The organism is Thomasclavelia cocleata, from assembly GCF_900102365.1.
Classification (GTDB): Bacteria; Bacillota_I; Bacilli_A; order Erysipelotrichales; family Coprobacillaceae; genus Thomasclavelia; species Thomasclavelia cocleata.
Genome location: NZ_FOIN01000053.1, coordinates 1 through 17,577 on the forward strand (window position 1 = coordinate 1; position 17,577 = coordinate 17,577).

A 17,577-nucleotide genomic window follows, 5' to 3' on the forward strand; every position below is an offset into this window, starting at 1 on the left:
CTTCTTCTAAACCATTTATTGCTGCCTGTAAATTATCATATGCTTCATCTACTTCTTCCTGCATTGCATTTACATCACCTAGTACTCCATTTGCTTCAGTTAAAGCTTCTTGTAATGCTGACCAGCTTCCTTCTGTATAGTTTCCTTCTACTAAATCAGCTGTTGAATCTACTAGATCTTGTAATTCAGCCTTGTCACCTTTTAAGAATTCTAACATATGCATTGCTACTGATAAGCGAGCAAATGATGCATCCACTTCTTCTTGAGTTGCATTATCATTAGCTAAGATTACTCTTGCTTCTTCTAATGCAGCATTGAATTCAGTTACTACTGCTGGTACTACTTTATCTAAATCTTCTGCTGTTACAACACTAGCCATTTCTACAGCTATTTGTAATGCTGTTTTGCTTACTGCTGTTTCTTCTGCTTTTACTAAAGCTTCTTTAGCTTCTTGTAATGCTTTTACTGCATTATCTACTTCTTCTTGTGTTGCTTGAGAGTTATTTAAAACATCTTTCGCTTTATTTACTTCTAATTCATATAAATCAAGTGAATCTTTAGTATATAAATCTGTTTGTGCAAGAATTACCTCAGCTTCATCAACTGCTTCTTGTAACTTACTATAATCTGTTTCTTTTTTTGCTAACGGAATATCTGTTTTATAGTTATCAAGCCAAACATCATTTTTATAATCTCTAGGTCTAATTTCAACTCGATCTTCAAATACATTAACCTGGTAACCAATTTGAGCTCTTGAATCACCATAAGATTGATATTTGAAAGCAGGTACATCTACTACTGAACCATATTCTGTTTGATGTACTTTAGCTAAATTTATACCATTATGAACATGTCCTGTAAAAATTATTGCTTGAGGATAATCTTTTAAAATTTCTTTTAATGCTTCTTCTTGTTCACCAATTAAATCTAATGATTCATGATCTGCAGTTCCTGCAAAAGTCTGATGAATTTGAATAAAAATCGGTTTATCTCTACTTGCTCTTTCTTTTATTACATCTTTTAACCAATCTAATTGTTTATTTGATAAATAAGCATTATCTTTTAAATCCGTCTCAGTATTAAGTGTTATAAAATGATAATCATTTATCCAATTATCAAAATATAATTTATCCTCTACTCCATTCATATATGGTTGATTATATTTTAAATATCTTTCTTTAAATGGGGAAGTCCCATATTTACATGTAGGAACATTTGGTGAAGCTGGATTACGATCAGAACTAGAACATAGCCAGCGAACATCATGATTTCCTAACGCCACAATAGCATTTGTAAAATTATATTCTCCAACAATATCATAGAACGCCTTGTATTGTGCTTCTGAACCACTGTCAGTGAAATCGCCAGGATATAAGACTGCTGAACTTGTTGGATCTAAAACTGAAATATCTTCTAAAGCATCAATTAAATTTTTTCTTGATTGATTATCTTGATCAGTTCCATCAATATGTACATCTGCAAGCACTTGGAAACTAATTAATGGTGTTTGTGTAATTTGGAAACGATCAAATGCATTAGTAAGTTTTTTAATTAATTTACGCATAGTATCTGCATTAGCATTTACTTTATCTTCATTAACTTCTTTTAAAACCTTTTCAAACTCAGCTATTTTAGTTTCATCATAACCTTCTTGTTTTGCTTCATTTAATACTTTTGTATAATCTTCAATTTTCATTTGAAGACGATATGGTAAATAATACTCTTCGATTTCTGTAGTTGTAATTAATCTTTTCATTACTCTAACTTCATCAATATAAGCATCATTTATTCCTTGCGTTTTATTACCATCTGCACCAATTACAAAATCAGTAGCATCGATAGTCTTACCAAATGTATCCTTGATATCAGTAGTTTTTTCTAAATTACCATCAATATAAGCACTAATTACATTATCACGATCAAAATTAACTACAATATAATGCCAACTATCATCATTTGCACTTAAACCATAAATATCATCTCTACTACATCCTTGACCAGTATAATTAACTCTAATACTATTATCAAAGTTACCAATAGTCATTCCAATATTGCTACCAGTAGCCCAATCCTTATTAGAAATAATTGCAGCTTCTTTTCCACCACCATTTACTGTTTTATACCAAAATGATATTGCAAAATCATTAGTAGTAAATTTTAAATCCTCAGGTTGTCCAAAATTTACATATTGTTCAGCAATTTGCATTGTACTACCATTAGTATTTTGAATATGTAAAGCTTTACCAATTACGCCTTGTTCATAACTTACATTTCCAACACTTGTACCATGATTTCCACGCCCTGATTCATCACTTACATCTTCATTATCAAAACTCAAATATAAAACTTGTCCATCAACAACATCTTCAACACCATCTTTTGCGGCAGCTAATTTTGTTTGAATGTTATCTACTAAAACACTAATATTACTATAATCATTATTTTCAATAGCTGATTTTCCATCTAAAATAGCATTATTTAAATCACTTAATTTATTTTGATCATATTTATCATTTTTTATCGCTTCTTTATAAAACTTATCTGCATCATTTACTATATATTGTAAATATATAGTATCAAATTCTGTCTTGATTTCATCTTGATTCATCAATCGAGAAAATACTTTTAATTCATCAATATAAGCATCATCTAAACCATTTTTAAAATAACCATCAGCACCAACAACAAAGTTAGCTACATCAATTGATTTACCTGCATCACCAGAAATATCTGTTTTTCCTGCTGTAACATTATCAACAAATGTTTCAATATAACCATCACGATCAAAATTAATAACAACATAATGCCAAATCCCATCAATTGGTGCAAAGTTATAGACATCTTTTCGTCCACTACCTTGTGCTGTGAAATTAACTCTTAATCCTGTATTAAAATTCCCAATATTAAAACCTGGATTCCCACCAGAATTAAAGTCTTTATTAGAAATCATTGCCCCACCAGCACTAACTCCATTATCACTTTTATACCAAAATGATAAAGCAAAATCCTGATCTTTTAATTTAATTTTGTTTCCAAAATCAATATATTGTTCTGCCTTAGCACTTGTACTTCCATTACTATTGATAATATGAACTGCCTGTCCTTTTACACCATCAACATAACTTACATTTCCAATATTTTGACCATGATTATTATTACCACTTAAATCATCTACATTATTATCAAAAGATGCTGATAATAACATATCACTAACTGGCTCTATATCTGGTTCTTTAAATGTTTCATAAAGATCTTTTACTTCCTGATCAGTTTTAACTGATTTAAAAATTCTAACCTCATCAATATAACTATCTAACAATCCATAACACTTATTTCTATCTGCACCAATAACTAAATCTCCTAAATCTAGACTTTCATTTACAAATGCAGAAATATCAGCTTGTCCTGTTTTTTCACCATCAGTGTATGTAGTCATCATCCCATCACGATCATAACTAACAACATTATGATGCCAGGCACCATCTATAGTTGTAAATTTAATATCTTTACGAGTTCTATTAAAAGCAAAATTTGCTCTTATTTCATTAGTAAAACTTCCAATCGCAAACCCATCATTAGCACCACTATCATAATCTTTATTAGAAATGATCGTTCCACCATCTTCGTTACCTACACTTGTTTTATACCAAAAACTAATTGTAAAATCATCTGTATTTAAAATCTTATCACCTAAATTTATAAACGAAGATACTTCTTGACTAGAACTTCCATTTTTATTTACTATATGAGCAGCTTTTCCGTCAATTCCCTCAACATACTCAATATTATTAGCTTCTCCATGATTATTTTTACCACTAATATCATTAGTATTTTCTTCATTAAATGTTAAATGCAAAACTTCATCTTCATTAAGATTATAATCAGTTGCAATTTCCTCTTCACTCATTAAATGAGAATACACTTTTAATTCATCAATATAAGCATCATTTAATCCATTTTTAAAATAACCATCTGCTCCCACTACAAAATTAGCAACATCAATTGATTTATTAATATCAGTTGAAATATCTGTAGACTTAACAAATTCATTATCTAAATATGTATCAATTGTTCCACTACGATTAAAATTAATTGCAACATGATGCCAAATACCATCAATTGGTGCAAAATTATATACATCTCTACGATTACTTCCTTGAGCTGTAAAATTAACTCTTAACCCTGTATTAAAATCTCCTATATTAAAACCTGGATTACCTCCTGAATCAAAGTTTTTATTTGAAATCAACGCTCCTCCAGCACTAACTCCATTATCACTCTTATACCAAAAAGATAAAGCAAAATCTTGATCTGTAAACTTTATTTTATTTCCAAAATCAACATATTGCTTTGCAACTTCACTAGTACTGCCATTGCTATTAACAATATGTAACGCTTTACCTTTTATACCATCCACATATTCTGGATCACCTTGAATAATACCATTATTACCATTACCTGATTTATCTTCAACATTTTCATTAAAATCTACATATAGCAATTGATCATTATCATTTAATGCAAAAATTTTAAAATTTGCTGAAGCAAAAAATAATGATAATACTATAAGTAATAAACTTCCCTTTTTTAAAACTTTCCTCATTATCCTTTTCTCCTTTAATTATTATCACTATTTGTGTTTCATTATTCCTCTAACAAAACCCCTCCTTTCATTAAAAAGTAACAAAATAATTGTTACTTCTTATTTTTCTTTATATTAACAATACCATAAAAGCGCTTACATTGTTTTCACTTTTTATTGACTAATTTACCTTTTTTAATTCATTACTATATAAATAAAACTGAAAATATTGTTTTATTTATAAAAAAAGAAGCCAGGGGAGGCTTCTAATGATGGATGAAATTTATGGGAGAGGGAATCATCCATCAATTGGGTTGTAAAACATATGTGAGGGGATCAATATATTTTACATATTATTATGGTTGTCTTTCGACAGTATTATCCTATCACCATTCTATGAATTAAATATGAACAATTTAAAAATTTTTCTTTGATAATTAATATTACTTTATTTGTATGAATATGATATAAAATATTTCTAGCTATTTATCACTTTTTTCTTTCCATAAACCATAAATAGCACCACCACAAATACTTCCAGCTAATAATGCTACTAGAAAACGTAATGGGTGAACCATTAATGGCAAAACAAAAATACCACCCTGAGGAATCATAATTCCACAATTATAAATCATTACAAGACCACTAGCAATTGATGAAGCAGCAATACATGTAACCCTTACTAATTGAAAATCTTTATAAATAAGTGGCGTAATCCCATCAAAAATAAATAAAAGTCCCTTTAAAAAATTTTCTTGTCCCATTACTATTTCTTGATTAGTAAACTTATCTTCAAAAAGTGAAGTAGCAACAGCTATCGCTAATGGCGGAACCATTCCTCCAGCCATGACTGCAGCCATAACATCAATGTTTCCCTCTAATATTTGACTTATCCCAAATATATATGCCATCTTATTAGTTGGTCCTTTCATATCTATAGTCATCATTATTCCAATAATAATACCTAACAATAATTTTAAAAGAAGACTCATCTCAGCAATAAAAACAGCTATGATATGATTAAAATCTCCCATGTAAGGACTAAGTAAATATGTAATTAATCCCCCTATCATAATTGAAAGAATTGGATAAATTATCATTGATTTAACTTCATCAAACTGTTTTGGCATGTCTTTACACAGTTTCTGTATAGCTATAACCATATAGCCCCCTATAAAACCAGCAATAATCCCACCCAATATTCCAGGATTATTTGGATCATTTAAATAAATACTATTTAACTGTGTTGCAACTCCACAACAAAATCCAGATGCAAACCCTATCTGTGATGATATTGTATTTCCTATAAATCCTGCTAATAATGCCACTACCATTCCTTGAATTGCATTACCAAAAACATAACTATTAGCTATCCAAACATTATCAACTAATGAACTTATATTAAACAGATTATAAGATACTGCTAGTGTTGCAATTGAAATCAGTGCCCCTGTAGCTACTAATATGGGTAAAATTTTATTGATTCCCTCACTTAATTGAGCATAAAGTGTTTTTAAGATAGCAAGATTTTTATCAGTTTTCTTGTTTGTTTCAGTTTGAAAATTATATATTGGAGTTTCATTACTGAATGCTTGTTTTAATAACATTTCAGCATTATTAATTCCATCTGTAATTTTAGCCATGACTACTCGTTTACCATTAAATCTGCTCATATCTATATGTTTATCAGCTACAACAATAATACATTTAGCATTTTTTATTTCATCTTTTGTAAGAATATTTTCAAATACTGCAGCACTCTGAATTTCAACTTTAAATAAAATATTCATTTCATCAGCCATTTTTTCTAAGCTCTTAGCTGCTGTAAATGTCTGAACAATTCCTAATGGACAAGCAGTTACTGCTAAAATTTCATAACAATCTTTTGGTTTTTCTATTATTTTTTCAATTTCTAACTCTTTCATACTAATTAATGAAAGAAACTCATTTGGACTATTCGCATTAATTAACTGTTCTTTAAAATTATGATCCATTAACATTTGTGATAATTGTTGTATTATATCTAAATAAAGATCCTCATTATCTTCAGGCATAACGATCATAAAAATAAGTCTTGTCGAAAGTTCATCTAAAGAATCATAATCAATTTTATTCTTTACAACTATAACTGATATTCCTGGTTTATTAACAACTTCTGTCTTTGCATATACTATAGTTATTCCACCTATTATTTCATTAATATTTTGAATTTTACTATTTAATATTTCTTGTTTATAAACATTCTTATCTATAATATTATCGTTTACCATCATTAATTCGATTAGATAATTAATCACATCATTTTTATTTATAACATTTGCATTTAAATCAATTCTTTCTAAACATAACAACTCTGTAAGTTTCATATTTTATCATCCTTATCAAATAATCTCACTATTTTAGTATATTTCAAGTTTTTTTATTCGTCAAACTAAGTATCTATATAATAAAAGGCATCATCTAACTGATAATACCATTATCCATCTAATTTAATAATTCATTTTGTACCAAAAATTCATCTAATTTAGTTTCTATTTCCTCTTCATTTTCTCTAAACTCTTCAATTAACTCTTGTAAAAAAGGATTATCTATCATTTCATTATCAAAACCAAAAGCATCTGCTATTGCTAAATCTATTTCATAATTTGTATCATCTTCAATATAACCAATTTCATTTTCATTTAAAAAGTTAAAAACTAAAAATAAAACATTTAAATTATTTATAACTACATATTTAGGAATTCCATTTTCTCTAAAAAAATCAACCATAACATCTACTAATGCTTCTGACATAAATATCTTATCTGGAAAAATAATTTCTTTAAGCAAATAATCTTCTTCTGTTGCAATAACTGCATACATCTGTAACTCATTTGTTATATATGTATCAAGTGTTGGTAAACAAATCACATCAACACATACACGATCAAATAATTTCAATGATGAATTTAATTTTACTTTACTACTATATCCAAAATCAAATTCAGAAATATTAATTTCTGGTTCATGAACATAAATTGAACTACTTTCAAATTTCTTATTTTTAATATTTATATCAATAATCTCATCTGCTTCACTTGTATTATTATCAAATGTTAAACCAATCAATAATTCTTCTAACCAATTCAATAATAAGGGCCCATCCTCAAGATTAATTAAACTAGATAAATATCCAGGTTCATTAAAAAAAGCACCAATTGTTTGTTTCGAATTTAAGGTCTGTTCCAATTCCATAGCACTATTAGATAATAAAAATGTATAACAATAACAAAAAGCATAATTTATAGATTCACTTCGTAAGTTATAAAAACCTTGTAATAAATCATCATAACTTTGAAACAATTCCACCACATACCCTTCAATTGTTTTAATAATTACCCAATATATTGTCATAGTACCATTTAATTTAATTACTTGATACGACTCTATATTTCTTTTTTTTATTATCTCCTTTAATTTATTTAAAACTAAAATAAAATCTTCTTTTATTAAATCATTATTAATAACCTGCTCAACTTCAAAATCTCTTAAACACTCATTAACATAATCAAGATCAAAACTTATTAGTTCATCATCAATTTCATTTATGATTTTTTCATACCCACTAATTCCTCCACAATCCTCCAACAAATTACCACCAAAATAATCAGTAACTTTAGGAACTACATCATAATCATCCAATTTTTTTTCAACAATAATTCCAAATTCCCATCTATCTTCTAAATCATAAAAATAATCACAGACCATTCCCTCATAAAAATAATCATCAATTATCTCATTACAAAATATAGTCTTTAATTTAGAAGAAACATCACCAGTAATATCTAACTTTATTACTGATATTCCTATTTCCTGTAATTCAAAATAAAATGTATCTTCACCACTTAATTCAAATATTTTCTGAATCGTTAAGTGCAAATCCATAAATGTCATTTTTACTGGGACTTTAACTATTCTCCAAATTGGCTCAGTGCTTCCTTGAACAAAAACCTTTAACTGGTACCCTTCCATAAAGTTCTCCTTTTTATAAAAATATTACTATTTTAATTACATCATTGAGTGTATTCTTTTCATTATACTTGTTCATTTTTATAAAATAACATCACAAAAATTATTGCTAAAACACCAGCACTAATCTTAGTTAACATATAAATCATGATCCCATGACTATCAGCCACACTAGAAATAAACCCTAATTGTCCACCTAATACATATGCCCCACTAACACTAAACGCTGCATTCATCATTTTACCTTTACGATCCATTTGACTAAACAAGGGAATCATCGCAATACTAGTACCTAAACTTAATAACAAACCTACAACACTAGTACTATTTATCCCTAACTTACGTCCAATTATAAAAATAAATTTTGAAAAGTGTTTAATAATGAAATCACTTAGTATCATTGATCCACACACTACAATACACATTCTCAAAACAATTACTAATGCTTCACTAATTAATGTATTAGTAGTAAATGGTAGAGTATCAAAAAATAACTGTAAAACAACTAATGCAAATAATCCAATACTTATCATTCTAATAATATAACCAAATAACGTTAAAACAAATAATGTTTTTTCATATGAAAAATATAATGCAATAGTTAATATTAGACACAATAATAAAATTGGTAATAAATTAATTAATAAATTTGGTAATTGTAAATACCAGGCAACTACTAACAAAATCAATGGTAAACTTAAAATCCCATATATTAATCCATTTATAAAAGGATTTAAATCTGTTTTCTTTAACGATGCTAAGAAGATTGGTAATTGAAAACTAATCGTTTGACCAAGTGTTGATGTCAAAACCAATCCTGAAAATATCAAAAAAGAATTATTATTTAACCCTGCTATGATAGAGAATCCCCCCATATCTGGTGCTAGGATACTACCAATAATAATAGATGGATCAAGAGATGAATTATTACTAATTGTTTTAATTACATCTACATTATTTTGAATTAAAGTTATTGCTATACAATAAAATCCAATCATACTCATGGTAATACTACCCATTGAATTAATTCCTTTATCAAAAGACTCTACTAAACCTAAACGATTATTTAATGCTTTATCTAATAACCCTATTAAGCATAAAAATAACATAATTAAAATAAAAAAATTCATCATACTTCCTCTATTCTACATAATATAATTTTATTTTAGCATTCTTATAACTAATAAAAAAGCCTAAAAGGCTTTTATTTAAAATATTCAGTAATACTATCTTGATTTTCAAAATAATTTATTTTCATTGCATCCTTTGCTCTTGTTAATGTTGCATTAGCTTTTAAATTAGCTTTAACACACCCATCCTCTAATACTTTCATAACATATGAAATATTCTTTTCTAACTCAGCACGCTTAATTCTAATTGGAGTAAGAACCTCTTCTAAAACATTAAACAAGAATTTCTTAATCTTTACATCTCCTAAACCCCCTCGACGATAATGATCTTTTAACTCATCAAGGTTTTTATACTCAGGAAGATATTTTTCAAAATATTCATCTTTACAAAAACAATCTAAATAAGTAAATACTGTATTACCCTCAACTGTTCCAGGATCAGATACTTTTAAATGATTAGGATCAGTATACATACTCATAACTTTCTTTCGAACCTCTTCACTAGTATCAGCAAGATAAATACAATTACCAATTGATTTAGACATTTTAGCTTTTCCATCTATCCCTGGTAATCTTTGACATACTTCATTTTCTGCTAACATAATTTTAGGATCAACCAATACTTCTCCATAAATACGATTAAAACTATGAACTATTTCTTTAGTTTGTTCAATTAATGGCATTTGGTCTTCACCAACTGGAACACAAGTAGCATCAAATGCTGTAATATCAGCAGCTTGAGAAACTGGATAATTCAAAAAACCTACAGGAATACTAGTTTCAAAACCTCTTTGTTTGATTTCTTCTTTAATTGTTGGATTACGTTGTAATCTTGATACTGTTACTAAATTCATATAATAAGCAGTAAACTCAAATAAAGCTGGGATTTGTGATTGAATAAACATTGTCGTTTTTTCTGGATCTAGACCTACAGACATATAATCTAATGCTACTTCCAAAATATTACGACGTACTTTTTCTGGATTATCAGCATTATCAGTAAGTGCTTGAGAATCAGCAATCATAATATAAATTTCATCAAACTTACCTGAGTTTTGTAATTCTACTCTTCTTCTAAGAGAACCAACATAATGTCCTAAATGTAATCTGCCAGTAGGACGGTCCCCTGTTAAAATAATATTTTTCATTTCTTTACTCCCTTTCTAATAAAAAAAGCTTTTATCCTCAAGGATAAAAACCGATTTGCCACCTTGCAAGACACCATCATGTCTGTTTTTCTTAACGCGAAAATCACGGCGCCACTACTACTTAAAGGTTCATTTTGCTTCTAACCAGGCCCATTCACTAACAGTTTTATCTTGATTTTCACCAGCCATCAAGTCTCTTTTATAAAACTCAGTTAATTACTCCTCCTAGATAATCGAATTTATTATCATTTAAATGATAAAACGGATAAGGATTTAAGTCAATACTTTTCCCTATATTCCTTATAAAAAAGCAATTACCTAAATAGTTATTTTTAAAATATTATTTTTCAAATAAAAAAAGGACTGTAAAAATACAGTCCTAATCTTCTTTACCATCCCAACAATATGTACATAATTTACATTTTTCTAAACCTATTGCTTCAATCATATCATCTAAACGATGATAACGTAGTGAAGTAAATTTTGAACGTTTTCTAATTTCTTCACACATATTCTTATATCTTTCGCTATCAGGATCAGCATACTCTTTCAATATTTCATCACTGACATTATCACCTTCTAATTTTTGAATCACACGGCGGGTTATTAAATCTAACTCTGAACTAGAACGTGAGAAATTTAAATACTTACATCCAAACATAATTGGTGGACAAGCTGGACGTACATGTACTTCCTTAGCTCCACTTTCATATAAAAATTCAGTTGTTTCTCCTAATTGTGTTCCACGAACAATCGAATCATCAATTAAAAGAAGTTTTTTATCTTTAATTAGCTCTTGAACAGGAATTAGTTTCATTTTAGCAATCATATTGCGTTGTTCTTGACTCGTTGGCATAAATGAACGAGGCCAAGTAGGCGTATATTTAATAAACGGTCTAGCATAAGGAATCCCTGATGCATTCGAATATCCAACCGCATGGGCAATTCCTGAATCAGGTACACCAGCTACACTATCTGATTTAACATCATCACGACCAGCTAATAAATTTCCACAACGATTACGCATACATTCAACATTTACCCCTTCATATGTTGAAGTAGGATAACCATAATATACCCATAAGAATGAACAAATTTTCATCTTATCTCCTGGTCCTTGTTTAACCTCAATTTTATTTGGTGTCATAAATACAATTTCTCCAGGCCCAAGATCACGATGATGGTGATATCCTAAATTTAAAAAAGCACTACTTTCAAACGTTGCACAATAACCAGTTGATTTTTCACCAATAATCACTGGTGTTCTTCCTAATTTATCTCTTGCCGCATAAATTCCTTCTGCAGTCAATATTAAAATACTCATCGATCCTTTAATCATTTCTTGTGCATGTTTGATTCCTTCAATAATACTTCCTTTTTGACTTATTAAAGCTGCTACTAGTTCAGTTGGATTTATTTCTCCAGAACTCATTTCTAAAAAATGAGTTGCTCCATTAGCAAAACAATCATCTTTTAATTGTTCTAAATTATTTATTCTACCTACTGTTGTAATAGCAAATGATCCAACATGTGATTTCACTAATAATGGTTGCGCCTCATTATCAGAAATACATCCAATTCCTAAATTTCCTTCAAATTCCTCTATATCTTTTTCAAACTTGGTTCTAAAAGGTGAGTTCTGAATATTATGAATTGCTCTTTGAAATCCATTAACTCCATGTACTGTCATTCCAGCACGTCTCGTCCCCAAATGTGAATGATAATCAACCCCAAAAAACAAATCTAATACACAACTTTCTTTTGATGCTACACCAAAAAATCCACTCATTTTATTCTCCTCCTAATTTAACACCATTATTGTATATTATTTACAACAAATTTCCTATAATTTATTTAAATTTTTGTAAAAAAATTATCTTTACAATAAAAAAATAAGAACCATAACCTATTAAATAATAATTACGATTCTCCAATATTAATATATAACTACAAAAAAATCAATTACCATCACATTATACAAATATTTCTCTATTTAAACTATCATCTATATAATTAATTAAACATTCAATAACATCATTTAACCCTTTTTCCTTCTTTAATAAATCTTTAGAAATACTAAACTCCAAATATTCCTGATCACCATAATATATTTTAATATTAGCAACTTTCTCAGCATTATCAACATTAACAATTTCATCGAATTTAGCTAACTCTAAAGCACAAAAGATACGATATACTAAATTACGATCAATTTCTTGATTAGTTTCTTTTACTTTATCATCTCTATGCATATATTCAGTACGAACCAAGTATTGTATATTCTTCTTAAATAATGTAACTATAATATGATCCTGATTTTTACTTTTAGCCATAAAAGAAATTAATTTTCGTCCAGACAATCTAAGTCCCCCTTTTTAATAATATATGTATAAACATTTCTATTATACCTAGTATTTATTTTTTTAAACATCAAAATCATTAATTTCTATACCAAATACATAAAAACTGGGGCAGTTAACTCCCCAGTTTATTCATAAATTGATTTTTGATTGTTATTAAATATCTTTTCTTTTTTTATTAAGACATGCAATTACACTTAATGATGCTAATAATCCTAATGCACCAATCATACTAGTTGTATCACCAGTTTTAACTGATCCTTTAACTTCGCTGTCTCCAGTTTTTACTGTTTCTACTGGATTTGCGACTAATCCTTCAATTGCATTTGTTAATGCTTTCTCAGCTTCTTTTACTTCTGCAGCAGTTACTTCTGGATTCTCTAATACTGCTTTTGCTTTTATTACTTCATTTTCTACTACTGCCCATGTATTAGCTGTATAACTTGCAGCATTTAACCCATTTGCCTTATTGATTAAATCCGCTAATAAATCTTTATTTGGTTTTAATCTTAAGTTCAAATATGCTCTTGTTAATGCATCACATGCTTCATCTACTTCTGCCTGTGTTGCTTTTTCATTTCCTAATACTTCTTGAGCTGCTTCTAAGTCTGGTAACATTGCTTGCCAAGAAGATGCAATATATTTATCTTCTTCTAATCCTAATACTTTATTTACCATTGCTTCCAATAATGATTTATCTACTACTTCTGCTTCTTCTAAACCATTTATTGCTGCCTGTAAATTGTCATATGCTTCATCTACTTCTTCCTGCATTGCATTTACATTATTTAATACTTCATCTGCTTTTGTTAATGCTTCTTGTAATGCTGACCAGCTTTCTTCTGTATAGTTTTCTTCTACTAAATCAGCTGTTGAATCTACTAAGTTTTGTAATAAAGCTTTATCACCTTTAAAGAATTCCAACATATGCATTGCATTTGCTAAACGTTCAAATGCTGAATCAATAGCATCTTGTTTTGCTCTTTCATCTTCTAAAACAATTCTTGCTGCATCTAATGCCGCATTGAATTCTTCTACTACTGCTGGTACTACATTTTCTAAGTCTGCTTCTGTTACTGCACTAGCCATTTCTACAGCTACTGATAATGCTTGTTTATTAACAGGATTATAAATAGGTGGAATTGTAATAGCTTTATCTAACCCTTTTACTTCTACTTCATAGATTCTTGCTGCTGAATCTCCACCTTGTGTTGGTTCATCAACAATTAATTTTACATAACGAGCTAAACTTACTTGGAAATAATCTGTAGTCAATCCAGCTGTATTTCCACTTACATTAACTACTTCAGTATAATTAGTTCCATCAATACTTACTTGAACTCGATATTTACGTGTATTTAATCCAGAACCTTCTCCACCTATTTCAGCATGAGAAATAGTAATACTATTTACAGTTACTTCTTTTCCAAGATCAATAGTTAAAGTATGTGGACGATTGTATCCTGTAGCACACCATTTTGTTGAAGAAATACCATCAATTGCTTTATTAGGAGCCTCTGATGCACCTGTATAGCTAGTTGCTGTTGCTGATTTACCAACAGAAAGATTTACAATATTTCCATCAGCTTCATTTGATACAGTAATAATATCTTCTTTAATAATTTCATCTTCACCCAATTTATTTTTTGCTTTTAAAGAAATAGTATAAACCCCTTCTTTAGCATAGCTTATTACTGGATTTTCTTCTGTACTACTTTCAATATTTGCACCTTCAAAAGTCCATTCTAAATCAGTTGAAGAAACTGAACTAGTGTTTGTCAACTGAATTTCTTGACCTGGAAGAACAAAAGTATTAGAAACTTCAAATCCTGCAGCAGCATTTGGATTATAATTTATTGCTTCTTTAACAAATGCTAATGCTGTTAATTCAGAAACTAATTTACCACTTGATAATGAATTAACTCTACTTTGTAATGTACTCTTTAAACTATTAACTTCTGCTGTATTTCCTTGAGCAATAGCAATAAATAAATCTAAAGCAATTTTATCTGCTTCACCTAAACTCTTTAATTTAGTTAAATTACTATTACAATGACTTAATTCAGCACTAGTTAAAGTTTCCTGTAGCTTGTTTGCAGCTAAAATCATATTATCAAATTCTGTTGTTAATGCTTCAACTTCAGCAGTTACATCTTCACCTTTTGCATTCTTTTTGATAAATTCATCCATTAATGCTCTTACTTCTGGAGCATCTGCTCTTCCTGTAGAAGCCCATCCTGCAACTAATCTACTTGAATGATTTGCAAAAGTATACATATATGGTGCTAAATCACCATAAATATTTACAATACTATTTTTAAATGATTCATTATAATCATAAGCTGGTGTATTCCATGAATAATCAGCACCAGTTGCTAAACTAATTTTAGATAAATCTGCATGTTCCATTGGATTCATTACTAAGAAATCTAATTCATCAGCTAATCCTTTATCAAGTCCATAAATAGGACCCATACCTAATTTATTAGTAATATAGTCAGTTACTGGATAATTCCACCAAATTCCTATTTGATCACCATAAATACTCTTTACATATTGAGCATTGTTAACATCTATTCCTTCTGGCACTACAGCAGTTCCTGTCCATAATACTTTAATACCAGAATCTAATGTTTCACTAAAGTTCTTAGTATAAGTATTTAAAGTTGTTCCATTACTCATTGCATTTGTATCATATTCAGTTGGAACAGTGATTAATGGTTTAATATCTCCTTTAGCTTGGATAAACTCAGTATTAAAACGATTTAAGAAAGCAGCTTGCTCAGTTCCTTGTTTATTTGTAATATCATCATAGAAAATAGCAAAACCTCTTACTCCCATTTCATACATTAATTCACATTTTGTTACTAAAGCTTGATAATCAGTTTCAGCAGTAGCTCCAGTAAATTTAATATCATTTCCTGGTGAAAGTGAGAATATAAAATCAACTTTATTTTCTCTTGCAGTATTAATTGCTTCTTGTAATTGAGCAATTTCACTTTCTGGATATGGATCACGCCATCTATTACGATGATATGGATCATCTTTTGGTGCATAAATATAAGTATTTAATTTTGTTTTTCCATAAAACTCTATTTGATCCAATCTATCTTGATGAGTCCAAGGTGTTCCATAGAACCCTTCAATTGTCCCACGAGTTGTCATTGATGGCTCATCTTCAATCTTTACTTCTCTTACCTTTAATGTACCATCAACATTATGAACTAATTGAGATAAAGTTTGAACACCATAAAAAGTACCATCTCCATCCTTACCTTCAATTAAAATTGTACCATTATCAGAACTATCAATTCCTAAAACATAACCTTCATCTTTTAATGTAGCTGCATCAACTAGTCCTAAACTACTTCTAATTGAATCCATACCTTCTACACTATCATCTTCTTCACCAATGATAAAAGTAGTAGACCCTTCTTGATAAGTTTCATTAACGCTAATTGAATTATCTTCTAAATAATTAATTAATTCATTTAATGCATCAGGATCAGCAACATCTTGCCCTTTAATATTAACACTATTGGTCACTGAAAGAATATTATCTAAATATTCAACACTTTTTGGCACTGGAACTAAAATAGGATTTTCAACACTATTTTCTTTTTCCAACGCATCAACATTCACAGTTGGTATATTAGTAGCAAGAGTTGCTGTCAACATCGTTGCAACCAATAATTTTTTAATCATTTGTCCTTTCATATATATATAACCCTTCCATATATTATTTTAAATATTCATAAGAAGTAGAGAAATGGATTACTCCACCTCTCTAACTTATAAACTTAATTTTCTTTCTTTTTTGTAACAGCTAAATATGCTAATGCAGCTAGTGAAGCTCCTAAAGTTGTTATACCTGCAAAGCTTGTTGCATCTCCAGTTTTTACACTTACTGTTGTATCTCCAGCTTTTACTGGTGTACTAGTATCTACTGTATTTCCTGGTTTTGCTTCTAATCCTTCAAGGGCTTTTGTTAATGCTTTCTCTGCTGCTTTTACTTCTGCCTCACTTGCTTCTGGATCTTCTAATACTTCCTGTGCTTTTATTACTTCATTTTCTACTACTGCCCATGTATTAGCTGTATAACTTGCAGCATTTAACCCATTTGCCTTATTGATTAAACCTGCCAATAAATCTTTATTTGGTTTTAATCTTAAGTTCAAGTATCCTCTTGTTAATGCATCACATGCTTCATCTACTTCTGCTTGTGTTGCTTTTTCATTTGTTAAAACTTCTTGTGCTGCTTCTAAGTCTGGTAACATTGCTTGCCACGAAGATGCGATATATTTATCTTCTTCTAATCCTAATACTTTATTTACCATTGCTTCCAATAA

General features: G+C 29.1%; 8 protein-coding genes and 1 pseudogene. All 9 read right to left on the reverse strand.

The genetic code is table 11. From position 1 onward, the window contains the following. Nucleotides 1–4,603, reverse strand: a 4,603-nt coding sequence (locus tag BMW96_RS12690; protein WP_177165853.1) for a LamG-like jellyroll fold domain-containing protein, incomplete at its 3' end; no start/stop codon positions are given. A 461-nt stretch (nt 4,604–5,064) separates the two neighbouring features. Further along, nucleotides 5,065–6,948 (reverse strand): fructose-specific PTS transporter subunit EIIC, encoded by a 1,884-nt coding sequence (locus tag BMW96_RS12695; RefSeq protein WP_092356613.1) that lies wholly within the window; start codon nt 6,946–6,948, stop codon nt 5,065–5,067. A 118-nt stretch (nt 6,949–7,066) separates the two neighbouring features. Further along, nucleotides 7,067–8,593, reverse strand: coding sequence for an IS1096 element passenger TnpR family protein (locus tag BMW96_RS12700; protein ID WP_092356616.1), 1,527 nt, complete (start codon nt 8,591–8,593; stop codon nt 7,067–7,069). A gap of 62 nt (nt 8,594–8,655) precedes the next feature. Further along, the gene (gene eutH / locus BMW96_RS12705; protein WP_092356619.1) at nt 8,656–9,720 is read right to left on the reverse strand and encodes an ethanolamine utilization protein EutH; all 1,065 of its coding nucleotides are present in this window, start codon (nt 9,718–9,720) and stop codon (nt 8,656–8,658) included. A 74-nt stretch (nt 9,721–9,794) separates the two neighbouring features. Beyond that, nucleotides 9,795–10,868, reverse strand: coding sequence for a tryptophan--tRNA ligase (gene trpS, locus BMW96_RS12710; protein WP_092356622.1), 1,074 nt, complete (start codon nt 10,866–10,868; stop codon nt 9,795–9,797). A 379-nt stretch (nt 10,869–11,247) separates the two neighbouring features. Further along, entirely contained in the window at nt 11,248–12,657 is a 1,410-nt protein-coding gene (locus tag BMW96_RS12715) for an amidophosphoribosyltransferase (protein WP_092356625.1), read from the reverse strand. Nucleotides 12,658–12,841: 184 nt separating this feature from the next. After that, complete coding sequence (locus BMW96_RS12720) at nt 12,842–13,228, reverse strand: hypothetical protein (RefSeq protein ID WP_092356628.1); 387 nt, start codon at nt 13,226–13,228, stop codon at nt 12,842–12,844. A 156-nt stretch (nt 13,229–13,384) separates the two neighbouring features. After that, nucleotides 13,385–16,945, reverse strand: coding sequence for a beta-N-acetylglucosaminidase domain-containing protein (locus BMW96_RS12725; protein WP_092356631.1), 3,561 nt, complete (start codon nt 16,943–16,945; stop codon nt 13,385–13,387). Nucleotides 16,946–17,028: 83 nt separating this feature from the next. Beyond that, nucleotides 17,029–17,577: pseudogene (locus tag BMW96_RS12730) on the reverse strand (FIVAR domain-containing protein); the annotation flags it as partial.